The following is a 20,860-nucleotide window of genomic DNA, read 5'->3' on the forward strand; positions in this document are numbered from 1 at the left end:
GGCCTTGGCTTTTTTTGCCCCTTTTTTGCCTGCTTTTTCACCATGTCCACACTGCCCGGCTCGCCCTTTTTCCATTACCAAGACGGCCAATTGTTCGTTGAGAGCGTGCCGCTGCACAGCTTGGCCCAGGCCTACGGCACGCCGCTGTTCGTCTATTCCAAGGCGGCGCTGGGCAGCGCGCTCGATGCTTATCTGGCGGGCGTGCAGGGGCGGCAGGTGAGCATCCATTACGCCGTCAAGGCCAATTCCAATCTGGCCATCCTGCGCTATTTCGCCCAGCGCGGTTGCGGGTTTGACATCGTCTCCGGCGGCGAGCTGCTGCGCGCGCTGGCGGCCGGGGCCGATGCGGCGCGCATCGTGTTCTCCGGCGTGGGCAAGACCCAGGACGAAATGCGCCTGGCGCTGCAAAAAGGCGTGGGCTGCTTCAACGTGGAAAGCCTGGCTGAGCTGCACACTCTCAACGCCGTGGCGCAAAGCCTGGGCGTTCAAGCGCCGGTGAGCCTGCGCGTGAACCCGGATGTGGATGCGCAAACCCATCCCTACATCTCCACCGGCCTGAAAAGCAACAAGTTCGGCATCGCCCACGATCAGGCGCTGGCGGCCTATCGGCTGGCGGCCAGCCTGCCGGGCATTGCCGTCAAGGGCATTGATTGCCACATCGGCTCGCAAATCACCACGGGCGCGCCGTATCTGGATGCGCTAGATCGCCTGCTGGATTTGGTGACGGCGGTGGAGGCCGAGGGCATCGCCCTCTCGCACATTGATTGCGGCGGCGGCCTGGGCATTCAGTACCAGGACGAGCAGCCGCCGCGCGCGGGCGATTTGTGGGCGCAAATCCTGGCGCGCGCCGATGCACGCGGCTTTGGCCAGCGCCATTTCATGGCCGAGCCGGGCCGCTCGCTGGTGGGCAATGCGGGCGTGTGCGTGACCGAGGTGCTCTACCTCAAGCCGGGCGAGGAGCGGCATTTCTGCATCGTCGATGCCGCGATGAACGATTTGCCCCGACCGGCGCTGTACGAGGCCTATCACGCCATCGCGCCCTTGCGCCAAACCCCGGCTGCGGGCGTGCAGGGGCAGGTGTACGACGTCGTCGGCCCCGTATGCGAGAGCGGCGATTGGCTAGGGCGCGAGCGCCGTCTGCACGTGCGCCAGGGCGATTGGCTGGCCGTGTGCTCGGCGGGCGCGTATTGCATGAGTATGGCCAGCAACTACAACAGCCGCCCGCGCGCGGCGGAGGTGCTGGTCGATGGCGAGCGCCACGAGTTGATCCGCGCGCGCGAGACGTTTGCGGATCTGGTGCAGGCCGAGGCCAGCCAAGGCTCTTTTTCTATAAATCAATAAGAAAACAAATCGCCCATTTTCGGCAACATATCGTTCAAATCAAATTTACATTGATTTGAAAATATCCCGGCGGGCGCCACCCCCATTCTTCACGCCTGCCCTTGCTTGTGCACCCATTGCACAAACGCATGCAGCCATTTGTGCAAGCGCGGGCGCAGGGCCTCGGCCAGCTCGCCCTCGGGGGTGAAGCTGGCCTCGTCGCACTGCACGCAGCGATCAGGCCCCGCCATCAGCACCACGCCCTGGGCGCTGAGGATGGCGCGCAAATGTTGCTGGGCCACGGCCGTGCCTGCGGGCGCGGGGGAGGCGCCGATGATGGCGCCGGGCTTGTCAAACCACACGCTTTGCCCCGAGGGGCGCGAGCCGTGGTCAATGGCGTTTTTCAGCGCGGCGGGGATGGAGCGGTTGTGCTCCGGCGTCACAAACAGCAGCCCGTCGGCCTGCGCCACCTGGGCCTTGATGCGCGCCACCGCCGCGCAAGGCTGATGCTCCGCATCGCGGTTGAACAGCGGCAAATCGCCCAGCTCCATCCACTCAAACCGATACCCCGGCGGCGCCATGCGCGCCAGCGCCTGGGCCAGACGGCGGTTGAGGGATTGGGCGCTCAAGCTGCCCACGATGACGACGATGGTGCGATCCACGGTGAAAACTCCTTTCTGTGCAAGCCGGGGGGCGACGCGCGAAATAACGGCAGAATCGCGGCCCCGTACCTTCTATGTCTATGCGTCTGCCCTGCCCTATGGCCTGCCGCCACGGCAGACCGTGCAGTGCCGCTATTTCAAACAAACCCCGAGATTGTCCCTCCCAGCCATGACCGCGCCACACCCCACGCCCCAGCTTGCCACCTCGCTCATCCACCACCCCTACCAGCCGCCAGCCGGTTTTGCGGGCACGGCGGTGGCAGTGCACAAAGCCTCCACCATCCTCTTTCCCAGCATGGACGCGGTGCGCCAGCGCGATTGGGCCTTCAAGACCAGCTACACCTACGGCCTGCACGGCACACCCACCAGCTTTGTGCTGGAGGAGCGCCTGGCCCATCTGGAAGGGGCCAGGCATTGCCTGCTCGCGCCCAGCGGGCTGGCCGCCGTCACGCTGGTGAACCTGGCGCTGCTGCGCCCGGGCGACGAAGTGCTGCTGCCGCTGAATTTGTACGGCCCCAATCAGGAGTTCATTGCCGATTGCCTGGGCGATTTCGGCGTCACCCACGCGTTTTACGACCCGCTGGACGCCGCCGACCTGGCCGCGCGCATCCAGCCCAGCACGCGCCTGGTCTGGCTGGAAGCGGCTGGCTCCATCAGCATGGAATTCCCCGACCTGGCCGGCCTGCTGGCCGTGTGCAACGCGCGCGGCGTGCTGACGGCGCTGGACAACACCTGGGGCGCGGGGCTGGCCTTCGCCCCCTTCGATCTGACCGGCCCCGATGGCCAGCCCCTGCGGCTGGACGTGAGCGTGCACGCCCTGACCAAATACCCCAGCGGCGGCGGCGATGTGCTGATGGGCAGCGTCTGCACACGCGATGACGACATGCTCAAAACCCTCAAGCGCCGCCACATGCAGCTCGGCCTGGGCGTGGGCATGAACGATGTGGAAGCCGTGCTGCGCGGCCTGCCCAGCATGACCGTGCGCTACCAGGCGCAAGACCGCGCGGCGCGCCAACTGGCCCGCTTTCTGGCCGGGCATGAGGCCGTGGCGCAGGTGCTGCACCCAGCCCTGCCCGACGCCCCCGGCCATGTCTATTGGCAACAAATCTGCGGTCAGGCGGCCAACGATTGGGGTGGCCAGGGCGCGGCGGCGGGCATCTTCTCCTTCGTGCCCCATGCGGCGTGGACGAGCGCGCACATCGACCGTTTCTGCGAAGCCTTGCAGCTTTTTGGCATTGGCTATAGCTGGGGTGGGCCGCAAAGCCTGGTGATGGCTTACGACCTGCAAGGCCGTGCCCAGCGCCCCGGCGCGCAGCATGTGCGCGGCGCGCGCGTGATCCGCCTGTGCATTGGGCTGGAGCACCCCGACGATTTGCAGGCCGACCTGGCGCAAGCGCTGGCACAGGTGCACCCGCACTGAGCGCCTGTTGCCACAACCGGGCAACAGGCCATACCGATCAAGCGGTCATAAAAAAACGGCCCATGGCTTTCCTACCCAGCCATGGGCCGTTTTGTTGATTTCCTTTGATTTGAAAAAGAGCCAATCACTCCGGCTGTTTGCCCAGCAGCAGCAGCGACAGCTCATCGCCCAGCCAGATCTGGATGTTGTGCTCACGCGCAAAGCGCTGCGCCGAGGGGCTGACCTCACCGCCCGCGGCCAGGTACAGCCCTTGGCCAATGCCGCTGTCGTGCATCGCGGCGGCCAACTGGCGCACCGGCTCCAGCCCATGCACCGAGGCTTTCCAGCGCCGGGCGTACACCAGCGTGTACTGCCCCTCGCGGGCGATGCGCCAATCGGCGCCACGGTGCTCAGACGCGCTGGCATGCACGCCCAGCACGCGCCAGGCATGGGTGAGGCGCTGGGCAAAGTCATCCCACCCCATGTGCCGCACCTGCTCCAGCGCCTGGGCGCGCTTTTCATCGCTGGGCGTGCGCCACTGCTGCCAAAACGCCAGCAGGCCGATCACCAGCAAGGGGAAGGTGCCCGCCAGCGCAAACAGTGCGTATTCGCGCGGGATAAACACCCCCAGCACGGCCGCCAGGGCCAGCGCCAGCATAATGCTGACCCACCAAGGCGAACGCAGCAGCAAACCGAAAAGCGTGTGGCGCGGGATAGTGATTTTCACGATGGGATGAAACTGAAACAAAGGGGCGCTGAAAGCCCGAAACGGCGGCCCGAATCGGGGGGCGAGAGTGTGCCAGAAAGCCCGTTTCTTGTCCCGCCCAGCCAGCACGCCCACCGCCTTCTGCCGCCCCCGCGCTGCGCCCCTGCCTTGCGCGGCCCCTGCGGGCCTTTTTCGCGCACGGCCGCCCACCAGGCCAGCGCGCTCCCCCACAACTTCTCATCAAAAAAACATGGTGCAGCAACAAACCCTGCTCGCAGCGCTTGCGGGCGTGAAAGATTTTCAAGGCGAGGATTTCGTCTCCACCAAACGCATTGCCGATATGCGCATCGAGGGCGATGCCGTGCATTTGACGGTGCAGATGCCCTACCCGGCGCAGTCGCTGCACGAGGGCCTGCGCGCCCAGTTCGAGGCTGCCGCGCGCAGCGCGGGCGCGCAATCGGTGCAGGTGGACTTTGCCCTCAAAGTCGCCGCACACGCCGTGCAGCCGGGCATCAAGGTGCTGGAGCAGGTGCGCAATATCGTGGTGGTGGCCTCCGGCAAGGGGGGCGTGGGCAAAAGCACCACCGCCGCCAATTTGGCGCTGGCGCTGGCGCAGGAAGGCGCGCGCGTGGGCTTGCTCGATGCCGATATTTACGGCCCCAGCATGCCCACCATGCTGGGCGTGCACGAGCGGCCCCGCAGCGTGGACGGCAAGACGATGGATCCGCTGCACGCGCACGGCGTGCAGGCCATGTCGATTGGCTTTTTGATTGAGCCCGACGATGCCATGGTCTGGCGCGGGCCGATGGTGGTGCAGGCGCTGGAGCAAATGCTGCGCCAGACGAACTGGAGCGATCTGGATTACCTGCTCATCGACATGCCACCGGGCACGGGCGATGTGCAGCTCACCATCGCCCAGCGCGTGCCCGTCACCGGCGCGGTGATCGTCAGCACGCCGCAGGACATCGCCTTGATCGACGCGCGCAAAGGCATTCGCATGTTCGAGAAAGTCGGCGTGCCCATCCTCGGGCTGGTGGAGAACATGGCCGTGCACGTATGCAGCCAGTGCGGCCACGCCGAGCACATCTTTGGCGCCGATGGCGGCCAGCGCCTGGCTGCCGACATCGGCATCGACTATCTGGGCGCGCTGCCGCTGGATATCCGCATCCGCGAGCAAGCCGATGGCGGCGCCCCCACCGTGGTGGCCGATGCGCAAGGGGCCATCGCCGCCCAGTACCGCGCCATCGCCCACCGCGTGGGGGCCAAAATCGCCCAGCGCGGCAAGGATTACTCGCACAAATTCCCCACCATCACCGTCAGCAAAGGCACGTGAGCTGCACATCAGCAGAACATGCACCGCCCGCGCGCCGCGCGCCAAATGCACCAGGCATGCGCCAAAAGCCCGGCACAATCGCGCGTTTCCCTCCTCTCCCCTCTCAACACACACAAGGAGATCACCCATGAAAACTCTCAAAACCCTGCTGGCCGCTGCCAGCCTGTGCGCCCTGGCGCCGCTGAGCGCGCAGGCGCAAGACACCATCCGCATCGGCATCGAGGGCGCTTACCCTCCGTTCAACGCGGTCGATGCTGCGGGCAAGCTGCACGGCTTTGACGTGGACATCGCCAACGCCCTGTGCGCCAAGATGCAGGCCAAGTGCGAGCTGGTGGCGCAGGATTGGGACGGCATCATCCCCGCGCTGATGGCCAAGAAGTTCGACGCCATCGTCTCCTCCATGGTCGAAACCGAGGAGCGCAGCCGCCAGGTGGACTTCTCCAAGCCCTACTACCGCGCCTCGCTGGCCGTGGCCGTGCCCAAGGACTCCAAAATCGCCGACGTGGCCGCCGCCTCCATGAAAGGCAAGACCGTGGGCGCGCAATCGTCGAGCACGCAAGGCGCGTATGCCGAAGACGTCTATGGCAAGGCCGGCGCCGACGTCAAGCTCTACCCCACGCCCGATGAAGCGGGCACCGACCTCATCAACGGCCGTCTGGACGCCATCGTCCACGACAAGCTGCCGCTGCTGGAGTGGCTCAACAAGAGCGGCAAGGATTGCTGCAAGCTGCTGGGCGACATCCCCGGCACCGAAGGCAAGGCCAGCGTAGCCGTGCGCAAAGGCGAGACTGCCCTGCGCGATCGCTTCAGCAAAGCCATTGAAGAAATCCGCGCCGATGGCAGCTACCAGAAGATTTCCGAGCGCTACTTTGGCGTGGACATCTACTGAGCGGCCCTCCCAACCATCCACCATCATGACAAATCAAACTGAAATCAACTTCAATATCATCATGCCAAAATAGGGTGATTTATTTTCTTTTTGATTTGTAAAAAGCGGGCTTTCGCCCGCTTTTTGCACGCCCGCGCTGCACACTTCACACCGGCTTCGCACGGCTTCTTGCTGCGTTCGCGGTTTTTTCTCCCAGGCCCGCCACACTGCGGCACATCGCGCGCCTTGCCGCGCACACCTTCTGGGAGCAACCATGCCTTTTCGACTGGCCACCAAAATCATCACCATCGGCGCGATCGTGATCGTGCTGCAAATTGCGCTGTCCATGATCTGGTCGCAAATCCGCGAACGGCAACACGCGCAGGAATCGGTAGCAGACAACATCGCCGCCTCCGCCGCGGGCGAGCAAACCCTCATCGGCCCCTTGCTGCTGATCGAATACCGCCAAGAAGTGCGCGAGGTGCAAGCCGACGTGCTCACCGGGCACCATAAAGAACACACCCGCATCGTCGAAGGCTCGCGCGTGATCGCCCCGCAAACCGTGCAGCTCACCGGCCAGGCGCAGGTGGAAAAGCGCCAGCGCGGCATTTACCACGCCAATTTGTACCGCTCGCAATGGCAGGTGCAAGGGCGCATCGACGTACCCGAGCTGGCCCAGACGCTGGCGGCGCAACACTCCCAGCCCAGCCGCCTGCTGGGCGCGCGGGCCTTTTTGGTGCTGGGCGTGAGCGACCAGCGCGGCATCAGCAACAACCCCCAGGTGCACATCGGCGAGCGCAGCGCCACCTTCCAGGCTGGCAGCCGCGACGTGCTGCCATCGCCCGCCATCCACGCCGATCTGGGCGACATCGATCTGAGCCAGGCGCACGATTGGCCCTTCAAGCTGGAGCTGGATTTGATGGGTTCGCAGCGCCTGGCTATTGCGCCCACGGCGCAGTTCACGCAAGTGCAGATGCGCTCGAACTGGCCCCACCCCAGCTTCCAGGGCCGTTTTCTGCCCGACACACGCGAGGTCAGCGCCGAGGGCTACAGCGCCAGCTGGAGCGTTTCGCACCTGGCGCGCAACTACCAGCGCGCCCTGCACGCGGCCAGCGGAGCGCATGCCGAGCGCGAATCGCTGCAAATCACGTTTTTTGACCCCGTCAACATCTACGCCCAAGCCGTGCGCGCGGTCAAATACGGGCTGCTGTTCATCGCGCTGACGTTTGCCGCCTTTTTCCTCATCGAAACCACGCGCCGCCAGCCCATTCACCCCATGCAATACCTGCTGGCGGGCGCGGCGCTGGCGATTTTCTTTCTGCTGCTGATCTCGCTGTCCGAGCATTTGCCGTTCTGGCTGTCCTACCTCGCCGCCGCGCTGGCCTGCGTGACGCTGCTGAGCCTGTACCTTGGCGCGGCGCTGCGCAACCGCTGGCACGGCGCCGCCTTTGGCGCGGGGATTGCGGCGCTGTACGGCATCCTCTACGCCATCTTGCTCTCGGAGGACAACGCCTTGCTCATGGGCAGCCTGTTGCTGTTCGCCGCCCTGGCCGCGCTGATGCTGGGCACGCGCCACATCGATTGGTATGCGCTGGTTGGCCCCATGCAACCCCTGCGGCGCGGCGCGCCCCCCGCCCATGCCCAGGGCGAAGCCGATACCGCGCTGCATGCGGCGGAGGCGAATGCAAGCCCTGCCACTGAAGCGGGCGCTGAAAAACCCCAGGCGTAAAAAACCCGCTTCACGCCACTGCCCCAAAAACCAACGCGCTACGCCAGTTTTCTGGCGTAGCGCGTTGGTTTTTCTGAAGGGCGATGGGAGCAGGCCCGAAAACACGCCTGCAATACAGTATTTTTTACATTTCAAAAGAAAAAAATTCACCCAATTTCGGCAATATAGGCATGAATCGATATTTACTTTGATATGGAATTCAAGTTTTGAATCCGCTGAACAGCCCCTCAAGGCCGCACCACTTCCAGCAAGCGATCCAGCCCGCCCTGGTTGATGCTGACCTTGGCCACCGAGCGCACGCGCGGTTTGGCGTGGAAGGCCACCGATAGGCCCACAGCCTGCATCATGGGAATGTCGTTGGCGCCATCGCCCACGGCGATGACCTGCTCGGGCGCAATGCCCATGAGCGAGGCCAAATCCAGCACCGCGCGGCGCTTTTCTTCGCCATCGCAGATATCGCCCCAGGATTGATCGCGCATGCGGCCGGTGAGCACGCCACCCTCCACCTCCAGCCAATTGGAGCGGGAAAAATCCAGCCCCAGGCGCGCTTTGACGCGATCGGTGAAAAAGGTGAAGCCGCCCGAGACCAGCAAGGTTTTCAGCCCGGCCTGCTGGCACGCCTGCACCAGCTCCTGCGCGCCCGGCGTGAGCGCGACGCGCTGGGCGTAAACCTGCTCGAGCTGCTCCAGCGTCACGCCCTTGAGCAAAGCCACGCGCTGGCGCAGGCTTTCCTTGTAATCGGCAATCACGCCTTGCATGGCCGCTTCGGTGATGGCTGCCACTTCGGCTTTTTTGCCCACCACGTCGGCAATCTCGTCCACGCACTCGGAGGTGACCAGCGTGGAATCCATATCAAAAGCGATGAGGCGAAAGTCCTTGAGCGACAGCGGCGGCGTGATGCCGTTGATTTCCAGGCCAGCGGCCCATTCTTGTTTGTTCATGGTTTTTTCTTCGCTACAGAAAACACAAAGGCCGCAGCGCCCAGGCTGCGGCCCCGTGAAGGGTTGGGTTTACTCAATGGCCTTGGTGATGTCCTCCACCACCTTCTTGGCATCGCCAAAAACCATCATGGTCTTGTCCATATAGAACAGCTCGTTGTCCAGCCCGGCATAGCCTGCGGCCATGGAGCGCTTGTTGACGATGACGGTCTTGGCCTTGTAGGCCTCCAGGATGGGCATGCCGTAGATCGGGCTGCCTTTTTGCAGCGCCACGGGATTGACCACGTCATTGGCGCCCAGCACGATGGCCACATCCACCTGACCGAACTCGCCGTTGATGTCTTCCATCTCGAACACCTGGTCGTAAGGCACCTCGGCCTCGGCCAGCAGCACGTTCATGTGGCCGGGCATGCGGCCTGCCACGGGGTGAATGGCGTACTTCACGTCAATGCCTTTTTCCGTCAGCTTGGCCGCCAGCTCCTTGACGGCATGCTGCGCGCGCGCCACGGCCAGGCCGTAGCCGGGCACGATGACCACGCTGTCGGCATTGCCCAGCACGAAGGCCGCATCGTCGGCGCTGCCGCTCTTGACGCTGCGCTGCTCCTGCTCGCCGCCCGCAGCGGCGGCCGCATCGCCGCCAAAGCCGCCCAGGATGACGTTGAAGAACGAGCGGTTCATGGCCTTGCACATGATGTAGCTGAGGATGGCGCCCGAGCTGCCCACCAGCGAGCCAGCGATGATGAGCATGCTGTTGTTGAGCGAGAAGCCAATGCCTGCTGCGGCCCAGCCCGAGTAGCTGTTGAGCATGGACACCACCACAGGCATGTCCGCCCCGCCGATGGGGATGATGAGCAGCACGCCCAGCGCAAATCCCAAGGCGATCACCATGGTCATGGAGAACGCGCCCTGGCTGCGCCAGAAAGCCAGCACGAAGATCAGCGACAACACGCCCAGCGCCAGGTTCAGCCAGTGCTGGCCCGCAAACACCACGGGCTTGCCCTGGAACAGGCGGAATTTGTACTTGCCCGAGAGCTTGCCAAAGGCAATCACCGAGCCGGTGAAGGTGATGGCGCCGATGAAGGCGCCCAGCGCCAGCTCGATGCGGTTGCCGCCCGGGATGGGCTGGCCTTTGGCGCTGATGCCGAAAGCCCACGGCTCAGCCACGGCGGCCACGGCGATAAAGACGGCGGCCAAGCCGATCATGCTGTGCATGAAGGCCACCAGCTCGGGCATCTTGGTCATCTCCACGCGCTTGGCCATGATGGTGCCCGCGGTGCCGCCCATCAACAGGCCCAGGATGACCCAGCCCAGGCCCAAAGCGCCGCCAGCGAGCTTGATGATGAGCGCAGCAGTGGTCAGCGTGGCAATCACCATGCCGACCATGCCGAAGCGATTGCCGCGGATGGAGGTGGTGGGGTGCGAAAGGCCCTTGAGCGCCTGGATGAAGCAAACGCTGGCGATCAGGTACAGGATGGTGACGAAGTTCATGCTCATGCTGCACCGCCTTTCTTGGCCTCAGCGGCGGGCTTGCGCTCTTTTTTCTTGAACATCTCCAGCATGCGACGCGTGACCAAAAAGCCACCAAAGACGTTGACTGCTGCCAACGCCACGGCCAGCACGCCCATGAGCTTGGCAAAGCCGCCTTCGGTGAGCGCGGCGGCCAGCATGGCGCCAACGATGACGATGGCGGAAATGGCGTTGGTCACCGCCATCAGCGGCGTGTGCAGCGCGGGGGTGACGTTCCAGACCACGTGGTAACCCACGTAAATGGCCAGCACGAAGATGATGAGATTGGTAACTATGGGCGAGACGAAATCCATGGTGCGGCTCCTGCGATGGATGGTTTCTGACTTCAATAGATGGGGGGAGGCGGTGAGCGGCAAAGCGCGCCGGGCCGAAATCAGCGCCCGCGCAGCACTTGCCCGTCACGGGCGACCAGACAGGCGGCAACGATGTCGTCTTCCAGATCGATCTTCAGACCCTCATCCTTGGGCAGGATGAGCTTGAGGAAGTCCAGCACGTTGCGTGCATACAGCGCGGAAGCATCGGCGGCCATTTGCGCGGGCAGGTTGGTGGGCCCCAGCAGCGTCACGCCATCGTGCTGCACGGTTTGATCAGCCACCGTCAGCGGGCAGTTGCCGCCGCCATTGGCGCCACGGCCTGCGGCCAGATCGACAATGACGGAGCCGGGGCGCATGGCGCGCACCATCTCCTCGGTAATCAGCGTCGGCGCCGGGCGACCGGGGATCAGCGCCGTGCTGATCACCACATCCGCCGCGGCCACGCGCTTGGCCACCTCTTGTTTTTGGCGCTCCAGCCAGCTTGCAGGCATCGGGCGGGCATAACCGCCCACGCCTTCGGCGGCTTCGCGCTCCTCATCGGTTTCGTAGGGCACGTCGATGAACTTCGCGCCCAGCGATTCAACCTGCTCTTTCACGCTCGGGCGCACGTCGCTGGCTTCGATGGTCGCCCCCAGACGTTTGGCGGTGGCAATGGCCTGCAAACCCGCCACACCCACACCCAACACCACCACGCGCGCCGCTTTGATGGTGCCCGCCGCCGTCATCAACATGGGGAAAAAGCGCTGGTACACGCTGGCGGCCAGCACCACTGCCTTGTAACCGGCGATGTTGGCCTGGGAGGAGAGCACATCCATGCTTTGCGCACGCGTGGTGCGCGGGGCGGCTTCCAGGGCAAAAGCCGTCAGCCCGGCATCGGCCAGGCGTTGCAGGCCTTCCGCGTCGAAGGGATCGAGCATGCCCACCAGCGTGGCGCCACGCTTGCAATGCGCCAGCTCTTCGGGCGAGGGTGCACGCACCTTCAACACCAGATCCGCGCCCAACGCGGCTGCGGCATCGACGATTTGCGCGCCCGCTGCCACGTAAGCGTCATTGGTCACCGAAGCGGCCACGCCCGCGCCAGATTGCACGCCTATGGTGTGGCCCTGCGCCACGAGTTTCTTCGCCGTCTCGGGCGTCAGCGCCACGCGCGTCTCGCCTGCAAACGTTTCCAAAGGTACGCCTATGTGCATCCGAAGCATCCTTTCATGCTGCTGGGCGGCGCAAAGACGGGGGACCACGCCCCAACAGCCGAGCTGCACGCTCGCTGCATCCGTTTGCCGCCGTATGGGTTATTCCGTTTGACTGGTTTGGCTGATTTACCCAGTGCCTAGGCAATATAGCCTAGGCACTGGGCCATCAATTCCGTACAGCCCTTATGGAAATCCATCAAAACGGCCATTCTAGAAACCATTCATGCCTAGAGCAGGCAGGTTTGCTGCATTTTTCAAAGCAAAGAGATAGGGACCAGCGCACGCCCCTCCTCCATAGCCGCCCCTTCCGCCCCAACAGCGCAGAGTGCATCACACACCCTGGCGGCGCAGGTAATGGGGGTTGGGTCGCCTATGGCGCTCGAGAAACGCCATCTCCTCCCGGCCCAGCTCCAAGTCTTGATCCGCCAATTGGGCAAACCGCGCCCAGTCTTCGGCTTTGCGGGCTGCTTCCATTTGCTCGCGCAAGGTGCTGCGAAGCTGCCAAAGCCTTTGGTGTTCCTCACAGGGGATGTGGTAGGCCTTGTAAGCAAACCAGATGCTCCAGGCCTGGCGGGTATCGACCCAGGCGGGCGGCTCCTCATAGAGCATGCCCTCCTGGATCAATCGCTCGACCAACTGGCGATGTTCCTGCGCATCGATTTGGAAAGGCTGCCACTGCACGGCGCCGCTCATTCCCGCGTCGGCCTGGCCCTGCCGCAATACGTCATTGACCACCGCCAGCGGCGGGATGAGCCGCCCCGTCATGAAGTAGGGGATGGCGCGCAGCAATTGAGGGAGCGCGCCGGCTTGCTCTTGCCAGCGGCCGCTGCACCCCGGGCTGATGGCGTATGTCAGCTCGCGCACGTCGCCACGAGCTCGGCCGCAGCGGGAGCCTTCTCAAACTGCACCAGCTTGTCGGCCTGGCCCGCTTCACGGATGTGCGTGGGCAGCCCCATGCCGTTCATCAAGTTGATGAAGGGTTGGTAGGGCAGCTCTTCCACGTTGACCATGCGCTGCACGTCCCAATCGCCCTGGGCAATGAGGATGGCCGCCGCCGCTGCGGGCACGCCTGCGGTGTAGGAAATGCCTTGGCTGCCCACCTCGGCAAAGGCTTCGACGTGGTCGGCCACGTTGTAGATGAAAACCTCGCGCGCCTGACCGCCTTGGCGGCCTTTGACCAGGTTGCCGATGCAGGTTTTGCCCACGTAGCCAGGAGCCAGCGAAGCGGGGTCGGGCAGCACAGCCTTGATGAGTTGCAGGGGCACGACTTCCTGGCCGTTGTCCAGCCGCACGGGCTTTTCCGACAGCAGGCCAAGGTTGCGCAACACGGTAAAGACGTTGATGTAGTGCTCGCCAAAACCCATCCAGAAGCGAATATTGGGCACATTCAGGTTTTGCGAGAGCGAGTGCAGCTCGTCATGGCCGGTGAGGTAGGAGGTTTGCACGCCCACGACGGGCAAATCGTCGCTGCGCTGCACTTCGAACATCTTGTTGGACTGCCAGCGCCCGCCCTGCCAGGACCAGACCTGGCCCGTGAATTCCCGAAAGTTGATTTCGGGGTTGAAGTTGGTGGCGAAGTAACGCCCGTGGCTGCCGGCGTTGATGTCGATGATGTCGATGCTGTCCACTTCGTCGAAGTATTCGCGCACGGCCAAGGCGGCGTAAGCGTTGACGACGCCGGGGTCGAAGCCGCAGCCGAGGATCGCCGTCACGCCTTTTTCCGCACACAGGGCTTTGCGCTTCCATTCATGGTTGGCGTACCAGGGTGGGGTTTCGCAGACTTTGGCCGGATCCTCGTGGATGGCGGTATCCAGATAGGCCGCGCCAGTTTCGATGCAGGCTTGCAAGACGGACATGTTGACGAACGCATGGCCGAGATTGAGCACGATTTGCGCCCCGGTCTGTTCGATCAGCGCACGCACGGCCGCGCTGTCCATGGCGTCCACCTGGTGCGCTTTGAGCACGCCCTTGGGATTTTGCAAAGCGCCTTTTTCATGGATGCCATCAATGATGGCCAGGCACTTTTTGATATTGCGCGAGGCGATATGGATATCGCCCAACAGCTGGTTGTGGCGGGCGCACTTATGCGCCACTACCTGCCCAACTCCACCAGCGCCGATGATCAAAACGTTCTTTTTCATTTCGCACAAAGCCCCCTGTAAAAAGCGCCGCGACGATTGCGGCTGGAAAAAAACGGTTGCAGCAAGCTCGTGGCCCTTTGGCTCACGGCCTGCCCCATTTCTGCGCTATCCGCCAGCCTTCAAGAGAGGCTGGCGGCGTAGTCTTCATAGCCGAACTGGCGCACCAACTCCACACGCCCATCCAGCCGCTTGACGGCAATGGCGGGCATGGCAATGCCGTTAAACCAGTTTTTCTTGACCATCGTGTAGCCCGCTGCGTCCTGAATGCTCAGGCGGTCGCCCACTTGCAAAGGCTTCTCGAAGCGGAAGCTGCCAAAGATATCGCCCGCCAGGCAGGTTTTGCCGCACACCAGGTATTCGTGCGCGCCGGTATTGGGTTCCATGCGCGCATCCAGGTTGTAAATGAGCAAATCCAGCATGTGCGCCTCGGTGGAGCTGTCCACAATAGCCAGTTGCTTGCCGTTGCAGCCCACATCCAGCACGCTGACTTCCAGCGTGGCCGCGCCGCTGATGGCCGCCTCGCCCGGCTCCAGATAGACCTGCACGCCGTGGCGCTGGGCAAAGTCTTGCAGGCGCTGGGCCAGGCGCTCCAGCGGATAGTCCGGGTCGCTGAAATGGATGCCGCCGCCCAGGCTGACCCACTGCACACGCGCCAGCAGCGCGCCATAACGCGCCTCAATCTGGCCCAACATCTGGTCAAAGCTGTCGAAGCTGCGGTTTTCGCAATTGTTGTGAAACATCAAACCACTGAGCTGGTCGATCACGGCAGCGATTTTGTCCGCATCGCCTTCGCCCAAACGGCTGTGCGGACGTGCCGGATCGGCCAGCAAATAGGGCGAATTGCTGGTGCCGGGATTGACCCGCAACCCGATAGGCTTGCCCGCCGCACGCGCCTTGTCGCCAAAACGCTGAAGCTGGCTCAGCGAGTTGAAGATGATCTTGTCGCCATGCGCCAGCACCGCATCGATCTCATGATCGGCGTAAGCCACGCTGTAGGCATGGGTTTCGCCGCCGAATTTCTCCTGCCCCAACCGCACTTCGTACAGGGAGGAGGAGGTCGTGCCATCCATGTACTGGCGCATGAGCGGAAACACGGCCCAACTGGCAAAGCATTTGAGCGCCAGCAGCGCGCGTGCGCCGGAGAGTTCGCGCAGGCGGGCGATACGCTGCATGTTCACGAGCAGGGCCTGCTCGTCAATGCAATAGAACGGGGTAGGCAGGCTGGCGAGGGTGGTTGTCAATTCAGGAAACTCCAATACAGGCGGTGGCGTTCACAGCAGTCACACGGTGCGCGCCGGCTCAGAAATCAGCCCAAGCAAACGGCTGCCCAGCAGGGTCGCCAAGCCATATTTCGCACAGGGCAGAGGGAAAAGAGGGGGGGGAAGAAGGAGAACAGGCCAAGGGCCAGCGACCGCTGGCGCCCTTACCACACGATCAGGGCGCGATCCATGCGGTAGCGGCGCTGGGGCCGAATCGATGGCGCTTCAGGGTGCGCACAACCCGGATGGGCAATCAAGGCAAAAGTCATGGCGATACAACCTCAAGATGAATGAAGGGGGTTGTGACCAACCAGGCTGCACTCGGGGACGCCAAATCCCACGGTGCGACTGCAAGGGCGCTGCGAAACGACGGCGCAGGCCCGAAAGGGGGCCGATTCTACAGTCCCTGCACTGCATTGGGCCTTTGCTACACTGCCTCGCCCTTTGTCTTTGGCTTGCACCGCCAGACATAGGCTGGCCACCGCCCTCAACGACCGCCCCAAGCGGGCACCATGCGACGTGATCACCGATCTTGAATTCCAAAGCCTCGCACGCGAAGGCTACAACCGCATTCCGCTCATGGCTGAAGCCTTTGCGGATCTCGAAACCCCGCTCTCGCTCTACCTCAAGCTCGCCCACAGCCAGGGCGGCGGGGGCAACAGCTTTTTGCTCGAATCCGTCGTCGGCGGCGAACGCTTCGGTCGCTACAGCTTCATCGGCCTGCCCGCCCGCACCCTGCTGCGCGCCAGCGGCTTTGGCGAGCAGGCCCGCACGGAAGTCGTCACCGACGGGCAAGTGGTCGAAACGCACCAGGGCAACCCGCTGGACTTCATCGCCAGCTACCAAAACCGTTTCAAAGTCGCCCTGCGCCCGGGGCTGCCGCGCTTTGCGGGCGGGCTGGCCGGGTATTTCGGCTACGACACGGTGCGCCACATTGAGCGCAAACTGCAAGCCAGTTGCCCGCCCGATGATTTGCACCTGCCCGACATCGTGCTGTTGCACACGGAGGAAGTCGCCGTCATCGACAACCTCTCGGGCAAGCTGTATCTGCTGGTGTGGGCCGACCCGACGCAAAGCGAAGCCTACAGCCGCGCCAAACGCCGCCTGCGCGAGCTGCGCGAACGCCTGCATGCCAGCGTGCAAGCCCCGCCCGTCGCCCCCGCCAGTGAAAGCCCCGCGCCGCTGCGCCGCTTCGACAAGGCCGACTACCTCAAGGCGGTGGAGCGCGCCAAGGACATGATTGCCGCAGGCGAATTCATGCAAGTGCAAATCGGCCAGCGCATCGAGCGCCCCTACACGCAAAGCCCGCTCTCGCTCTACCGCGCCCTGCGCTCGCTCAACCCCAGCCCCTACATGTACTACTACCACTTCAGCCACGCAGCGGCAGGCCCGGGTGCGGCAGAAGGGGACGACCTGCACGTGGTAGGCGCCAGCCCCGAAATCCTGGTGCGCCAGGAGCGCTGCGACGACGGCCACACCATCACCATCCGCCCGCTGGCGGGCACACGCCCGCGCGGCGCCACGCCCGAACAAGACAAAGCCGCCGAGCAAGAGCTGGTGGCCGACCCGAAAGAGCGCGCCGAGCACGTCATGCTCATCGACCTGGCGCGCAACGACATTGGCCGCATCGCCGAGATCGGCAGCGTCAAAGTCACCGAAGCCTTTGTGGTCGAGCGCTACAGCCACGTGATGCACATCGTCAGCAATGTAGAAGGCAAATTGCTGCCCGGCATGGGGCCGATGGACGTGCTGCGCGCCAGCTTTCCCGCTGGCACCCTCACGGGCGCGCCCAAAGTGCACGCCATGGAATTGATCGACGAGCTGGAACCCATCAAACGGGGCATCTACGGCGGCGCTTGCGGCTACATCAGCTACGCCGGCGACATGGATGTGGCCATCGCCATCCGCACTGGCGTCATCCGGGGCCAGACACTGTACGTGCAGGCCGCCGCTGGCGTCGTCGCCGACTCCATCCCCGAAATGGAGTGGCGCGAAACCGAGCACAAAGCCCGCGCCCTGCTGCGCGCCGCCGAGCTGGTGGACGAAGGCTTTGATCTTTGATACCCGAGCCTGCTCACAACCTGTGCGGCGCGGCGCGTGGGGAACCTTCGCGCCGCTGCGGCAATCGCAGCCGCTTTGCCCTGAACGCATTGAAGGAGCCAACACCATGAACAACGACGAAATCCGCGCCATCCTCACCATCAGCCTGCTGGCCGCCTACGCCGACAGCGAAAAGCACGCCCGCGAGCGCGAGGAAATCCGCCGCATTGCCGAGGGGCTGGTGCAAACGCCCGAAATCAACCTGCCCGGCCTATACCAGGACGTGCTGCTCAAGCGCATCACCTTGGACGATGCCGTGCAGGCCCTGCCTTCGGAAGAAGGCCGCCATCTGGCCTATGAAATGGCCGTGTGCGTCTGCGATGCGGACGACATCACCAGCGCCAAAGAGCAAGCGTTTTTGGACACGCTGCGCGAAAAACTCGCGCTCGATCAGCGCTTCGCCCACGATGCCTTCGCGCAAACGCAAGCCCTTGCCCAAGCCCCGCTGCAAACGCCTGAGGCAGCGCTCACAACAACACCCGTTGCCGCGCCAACCGCCAACCCCGCCCTGGCCAACACCATCGTGCTGGGCGCAGGCATGGCCGCTGGCGCAGCCGCCAGCGCCATCACCGGCGCGCTGACGCCCGCACCCGCCCCGCACCCGCAACTGCCGCCTGTCCCTGCCGCCTCGCGGCGCAACAGCACCCTCAGCACCGCCGAGATGGACAGCAAAATCCTGCGCGCCGCCATCCTCAACGGCGCCATTGAACTGCTGCCCGAATCACTCTCCACCATGGCCATCATTCCGCTGCAAATGCGCCTGGTGTACCAAATCGGCCAAAGCTACGGCTACGAGCTGGACAAAGGCCACATCCGCGACTTTCTGGCCACCATCGGCGTGGGCATGACCTCGCAATACCTGGAGCAAGCCGGGCGCAAGCTGCTCAAAGGCTTGCTGGGTAAAGCCGGCAAAGGTTTGTTGGGCGGCCTGGGCAAACAAGCCGTCAGCTCGGGCATGAGCTTTGCCTCCACCTACGCGCTGGGGCATGTGGCCAATCAGTATTACGCAGGCGGGCGGGCGCTTTCGACGCAAATGCTCAAGGATGCGTACAACCACGTCCTGGGAGATGGCCGCACGCTCTACAACCAATACCTGCCCCAAATGCAAGAGCAGGCCCGGGGATTGGACGCCAGCAAAATCCTGGCGCTGGTGCGTGGCCAAGGCTGACGCGCCGCCGCCCCAAAAAGCAAAGGCCGCTCGGCATATAGCCAGCGGCCTTTGTTATTTCAATCAAACTAAAATTCACATCATGTATATGATGCCAAAAAAGCATAATTTTATTTCTTTTGAAATATAAAATTTTAGAAAAATTGAGTCATCAACCAGCAAAACGCAACGGGGTGATCCGCCCAAACCTTCCCTAAAAACCAAACGGCCTGCCAGGAAAAAGACCTGGCAGGCCGTTGCTTGCATCTGTTGGCGCGGCTGGCGGGGATCGAACCCACGACCCTTGGCTTCGGAGGCCAATACTCTATCCACTGAGCTACAGCCGCTGGAATTCGCTTTGCGATTGCAGCGAAACGGCGGATTATCGCACGCCCTCGCCCCACCCAAAAGCCAATCGCTATAATGAGTGCCTGTTATTAATTGTGACGGAGCGTCACGGGCCGTCTGCACAACTGCTATGACTTTGGGATTGATTGTGCTGGCCACACTGGTTGCGGGCGTTGGCAGCGTCTGGATAGCGGCGGCGCTGATCCGCCTGGGGATTGGGCGCGACGGCACGCGCGTGCAAGAGCACCACTTGCTCAGCTTTGCCGCAGGGGCTTTGCTGGCCACCGCCTTCATCCACCTGCTGCCCGAAGCGCTGGAGGCGCACGCCCACGACACACGCACCCTGTTTGCCATCCTGCTGGCTGGCCTGCTGGCGTTTTTTCTGCTGGATAAAGCGGAAATCTGGCACCACGGGCATGAACACGCCCATCCCCCGCATCACGCCCACGAGGCCGCCCACACACACGACGGTCACGCCCATCGCCATGCCCCTTCTGGCGGCTGGGCCATTCTGGCTGGCGACAGCATCCACTGTTTTGGCGATGGCGTTCTCATCGCCTCGGCTTTCTTGGTGGACGCACGCCTGGGCATCCTCAGCGCCCTGTCCGTGCTGGCGCACGAAATCCCGCATCACATCAGCGATCTGATTGTGCTGACCCGTGCGCAGCCGCACGCAGCGGGGCCACAGCAGCGGCGCAAGCTGGCATTGATCAAAGTCTCCATTGCAGGCGCCGTCACCTTGCTCGGCGGCATCGCGGGATACGCCATGCTGGCTTGGCTGGGCGCGCGCTGGCAAGCGTATTTCCTGATCTTGGCCGCCAGCAGCTTCATCTACGTCGCTCTGGCCGACTTGATTCCGCAACTGCAACTCAAACTCAGCGCGCTGGGCATCGCCACCCAAGTGGCCTGGCTGCTGGGCGGCATGCTGTTGGTGGGCGCTGTCAGCAACACATTGCACCACGGGCACGACCATGGGCATACGCACAACCACTCCCATCAGCCAGCCCCCCAGGAACTCAACAGCTTTCGCCAGCACCCGCTGCATATCGATCGCCTGATCCCCCGAAAACAGCCCTGAAACCGGGTTTTGGCATAATCGCCGCCCACGCCCAAAGGCCCGCGCGAGGCCCCGGCGGCAAACCCGGTCCGATCGCACCATGGCCTACAAACTCATCATCTCCAAAGACAATCAGATACTGCGCGAGCACCTCTTGCGCGGAGAAACCAAAGTAGGCCGTCGCCATCACAACGATCTGGTGCTGGAAGACGCCACCGTCAGCGGCAAGCACGCCGTCCTCCGCATGCCTGCACAAAAGGTCCAAATCGAAGACCTCGGCAGCACCAACGGCACTTACGTCAATGGCGACTGGCTGGAGCCACACACTATGCGTCAACTGCGTTTGGGCGATGCCATCGTCATCGGCCCCTACCGCATCACGCTGCAGGCACAAATCACCGATGCACATCAAGACACCGGCTCCGAGCCCAGCATCTTTGCCAACACCGTCCCCAGCATGCTGGACTACCGCAGCGCCTCCATTGAATTCACCGCAGGCTCTGGCTCCAGCGTCGGTCGCAAACTGCCTTTAACCAAAGTGGTCACCACCATTGGCACCCCGGGCATGGGCGTTATCTCCCTCACGCGCAAGCTCAACCTCTACATCCTCAAACAACTGGAGGGCGAGCACCCCGCCACCGTCAATGGATCCCCGGTCACGGAGGCTGGCGTCAAGCTCACCCACGGCGACCGTGTTCGCCTCGCCAGCATTGAGTTTCTCTTTCACATTGACGACTGACTCTCTTGTCCCACTAGAGCTTTGATCGCCCCAGCCTCGGCACCCCCAGGCTCTCAGCTCCCGCACCCAGTTTTCCCTCTCCC

18 protein-coding genes and 1 tRNA gene are annotated in these 20,860 nt (G+C 63.4%); 9 read left to right on the top strand and 10 right to left on the bottom strand.

What is annotated here, in order from left to right:
- The first annotated feature begins 42 nt into the window (after positions 1–42).
- Complete coding sequence (lysA, locus tag EBQ26_RS06650) at positions 43–1,341, top strand: diaminopimelate decarboxylase (protein WP_122238333.1); 1,299 nt, start codon at positions 43–45, stop codon at positions 1,339–1,341.
- Between the two features lie 89 nt (positions 1,342–1,430).
- Here the strand turns inward: lysA and EBQ26_RS06655 are convergent, their stop codons facing one another.
- On the bottom strand, positions 1,431–1,982 hold the full coding sequence (locus tag EBQ26_RS06655) for an NADPH-dependent FMN reductase (RefSeq protein ID WP_238944209.1): 552 nt from the start codon (positions 1,980–1,982) through the stop codon (positions 1,431–1,433).
- 169 nt (positions 1,983–2,151) lie between these two features.
- Here EBQ26_RS06655 and EBQ26_RS06660 point away from each other — a divergent pair, with 169 nt between their 5' ends.
- A complete protein-coding gene (locus EBQ26_RS06660) occupies positions 2,152–3,402 on the top strand; it encodes a PLP-dependent transferase (protein ID WP_122238239.1) in 1,251 nt (416 codons plus the stop codon).
- A gap of 124 nt (positions 3,403–3,526) precedes the next feature.
- Here EBQ26_RS06660 and EBQ26_RS06665 read toward each other — a convergent pair whose 3' ends face one another.
- Complete coding sequence (locus EBQ26_RS06665; RefSeq protein WP_147473439.1) at positions 3,527–4,108, bottom strand: restriction endonuclease; 582 nt, start codon at positions 4,106–4,108, stop codon at positions 3,527–3,529.
- Positions 4,109–4,337: 229 nt separating this feature from the next.
- On the opposite strand from EBQ26_RS06665, the gene apbC reads away from it, so the two are divergent.
- The 3 genes from apbC (at position 4,338) to creD (ending at position 8,017) form a co-directional block, all read left to right on the top strand.
- Positions 4,338–5,420, top strand: a complete 1,083-nt coding sequence (gene apbC / locus EBQ26_RS06670) for an iron-sulfur cluster carrier protein ApbC (RefSeq protein WP_122238241.1) — start codon at positions 4,338–4,340, stop codon at positions 5,418–5,420.
- A gap of 127 nt (positions 5,421–5,547) precedes the next feature.
- The gene (locus EBQ26_RS06675; RefSeq protein ID WP_122238242.1) at positions 5,548–6,309 is read left to right on the top strand and encodes a transporter substrate-binding domain-containing protein; all 762 of its coding nucleotides are present in this window, start codon (positions 5,548–5,550) and stop codon (positions 6,307–6,309) included.
- A 253-nt stretch (positions 6,310–6,562) separates the two neighbouring features.
- Positions 6,563–8,017, top strand: coding sequence for a cell envelope integrity protein CreD (creD, locus tag EBQ26_RS06680; RefSeq protein WP_122238243.1), 1,455 nt, complete (start codon positions 6,563–6,565; stop codon positions 8,015–8,017).
- Positions 8,018–8,244: 227 nt separating this feature from the next.
- Here the strand turns inward: creD and serB are convergent, their stop codons facing one another.
- From serB to EBQ26_RS06715, 7 genes are all read right to left on the bottom strand, one after another.
- On the bottom strand, positions 8,245–8,958 hold the full coding sequence (gene serB, locus EBQ26_RS06685) for a phosphoserine phosphatase SerB (protein WP_122238244.1): 714 nt from the start codon (positions 8,956–8,958) through the stop codon (positions 8,245–8,247).
- 69 nt (positions 8,959–9,027) lie between these two features.
- Positions 9,028–10,449: an NAD(P)(+) transhydrogenase (Re/Si-specific) subunit beta gene (locus EBQ26_RS06690; protein ID WP_122238245.1), complete on the bottom strand. Its 1,422-nt coding sequence runs from the start codon at positions 10,447–10,449 to the stop codon at positions 9,028–9,030.
- Positions 10,446–10,775 carry an NAD(P) transhydrogenase subunit alpha gene (locus EBQ26_RS06695; RefSeq protein ID WP_095548758.1) on the bottom strand — a complete coding sequence of 110 codons (330 nt, stop codon included), beginning with the start codon at positions 10,773–10,775 and terminating at the stop codon, positions 10,446–10,448. The genes EBQ26_RS06690 and EBQ26_RS06695 overlap by 4 nt, the downstream gene beginning before the upstream one ends.
- A gap of 80 nt (positions 10,776–10,855) precedes the next feature.
- Positions 10,856–11,986, bottom strand: a complete 1,131-nt coding sequence (locus tag EBQ26_RS06700) for a Re/Si-specific NAD(P)(+) transhydrogenase subunit alpha (RefSeq protein ID WP_122238246.1) — start codon at positions 11,984–11,986, stop codon at positions 10,856–10,858.
- A 330-nt stretch (positions 11,987–12,316) separates the two neighbouring features.
- The gene (locus EBQ26_RS06705; RefSeq protein ID WP_122238247.1) at positions 12,317–12,850 is read right to left on the bottom strand and encodes a hypothetical protein; all 534 of its coding nucleotides are present in this window, start codon (positions 12,848–12,850) and stop codon (positions 12,317–12,319) included.
- Entirely contained in the window at positions 12,838–14,127 is a 1,290-nt protein-coding gene (locus EBQ26_RS06710; RefSeq protein ID WP_122238248.1) for a saccharopine dehydrogenase family protein, read from the bottom strand. Before EBQ26_RS06710 ends, EBQ26_RS06705 begins: the two co-directional genes overlap by 13 nt.
- A gap of 119 nt (positions 14,128–14,246) precedes the next feature.
- Complete coding sequence (locus tag EBQ26_RS06715) at positions 14,247–15,299, bottom strand: carboxynorspermidine decarboxylase (protein ID WP_122238334.1); 1,053 nt, start codon at positions 15,297–15,299, stop codon at positions 14,247–14,249.
- 606 nt (positions 15,300–15,905) lie between these two features.
- Here EBQ26_RS06715 and trpE point away from each other — a divergent pair.
- Both trpE and EBQ26_RS06725 read left to right on the top strand, forming a co-directional pair.
- Positions 15,906–17,447, top strand: coding sequence for an anthranilate synthase component I (gene trpE / locus EBQ26_RS06720; protein WP_122238335.1), 1,542 nt, complete (start codon positions 15,906–15,908; stop codon positions 17,445–17,447).
- A gap of 106 nt (positions 17,448–17,553) precedes the next feature.
- Entirely contained in the window at positions 17,554–18,654 is a 1,101-nt protein-coding gene (locus EBQ26_RS06725) for a YcjF family protein (protein ID WP_122238249.1), read from the top strand.
- A 250-nt stretch (positions 18,655–18,904) separates the two neighbouring features.
- On the opposite strand, the gene EBQ26_RS06730 is transcribed toward EBQ26_RS06725, so the two are convergent.
- Positions 18,905–18,980 (bottom strand) — tRNA-Arg (locus EBQ26_RS06730).
- A 131-nt stretch (positions 18,981–19,111) separates the two neighbouring features.
- On the opposite strand from EBQ26_RS06730, the gene EBQ26_RS06735 reads away from it, so the two are divergent.
- Together EBQ26_RS06735 and EBQ26_RS06740 are read left to right on the top strand one after the other, a co-directional pair.
- Positions 19,112–20,059 (top strand): ZIP family metal transporter, encoded by a 948-nt coding sequence (locus EBQ26_RS06735; RefSeq protein WP_122238250.1) that lies wholly within the window; start codon positions 19,112–19,114, stop codon positions 20,057–20,059.
- A 79-nt stretch (positions 20,060–20,138) separates the two neighbouring features.
- Positions 20,139–20,777 (top strand): FHA domain-containing protein, encoded by a 639-nt coding sequence (locus EBQ26_RS06740; RefSeq protein ID WP_122238251.1) that lies wholly within the window; start codon positions 20,139–20,141, stop codon positions 20,775–20,777.
- Positions 20,778–20,860: the final 83 nt, after the last annotated feature.

Origin of the sequence: Allofranklinella schreckenbergeri (genome assembly GCF_003703475.1) — a bacterium.
Classification (GTDB): Bacteria; Pseudomonadota; Gammaproteobacteria; order Burkholderiales; family Burkholderiaceae_C; genus Lampropedia; species Lampropedia schreckenbergeri.

Excerpts from the sequence above, each read along its gene's own strand:
- EBQ26_RS06660 (WP_122238239.1), top strand. The coding sequence starts at position 2,152 with ATGACCGCGCCACACCCCACGCCCCAGCTTGCCACCTCGCTCATCCAC.
- EBQ26_RS06735 (WP_122238250.1), top strand. The coding sequence starts at position 19,112 with ATGACTTTGGGATTGATTGTGCTGGCCACACTGGTTGCGGGCGTTGGC.
- lysA (WP_122238333.1), top strand. The coding sequence starts at position 43 with ATGTCCACACTGCCCGGCTCGCCCTTTTTCCATTACCAAGACGGCCAA.
- EBQ26_RS06725 (WP_122238249.1), top strand. The coding sequence starts at position 17,554 with ATGAACAACGACGAAATCCGCGCCATCCTCACCATCAGCCTGCTGGCC.
- EBQ26_RS06740 (WP_122238251.1), top strand. The coding sequence starts at position 20,139 with ATGGCCTACAAACTCATCATCTCCAAAGACAATCAGATACTGCGCGAG.
- creD (WP_122238243.1), top strand. The coding sequence starts at position 6,563 with ATGCCTTTTCGACTGGCCACCAAAATCATCACCATCGGCGCGATCGTG.
- EBQ26_RS06690 (WP_122238245.1), bottom strand. The coding sequence starts at position 10,449 with ATGAGCATGAACTTCGTCACCATCCTGTACCTGATCGCCAGCGTTTGC.
- EBQ26_RS06700 (WP_122238246.1), bottom strand. The coding sequence starts at position 11,986 with ATGCACATAGGCGTACCTTTGGAAACGTTTGCAGGCGAGACGCGCGTG.
- serB (WP_122238244.1), bottom strand. The coding sequence starts at position 8,958 with ATGAACAAACAAGAATGGGCCGCTGGCCTGGAAATCAACGGCATCACG.
- EBQ26_RS06715 (WP_122238334.1), bottom strand. The coding sequence starts at position 15,299 with ATGCAGCGTATCGCCCGCCTGCGCGAACTCTCCGGCGCACGCGCGCTG.
- EBQ26_RS06710 (WP_122238248.1), bottom strand. The coding sequence starts at position 14,127 with ATGAAAAAGAACGTTTTGATCATCGGCGCTGGTGGAGTTGGGCAGGTA.
- EBQ26_RS06675 (WP_122238242.1), top strand. The coding sequence starts at position 5,548 with ATGAAAACTCTCAAAACCCTGCTGGCCGCTGCCAGCCTGTGCGCCCTG.
- EBQ26_RS06695 (WP_095548758.1), bottom strand. The coding sequence starts at position 10,775 with ATGGATTTCGTCTCGCCCATAGTTACCAATCTCATCATCTTCGTGCTG.
- apbC (WP_122238241.1), top strand. The coding sequence starts at position 4,338 with ATGGTGCAGCAACAAACCCTGCTCGCAGCGCTTGCGGGCGTGAAAGAT.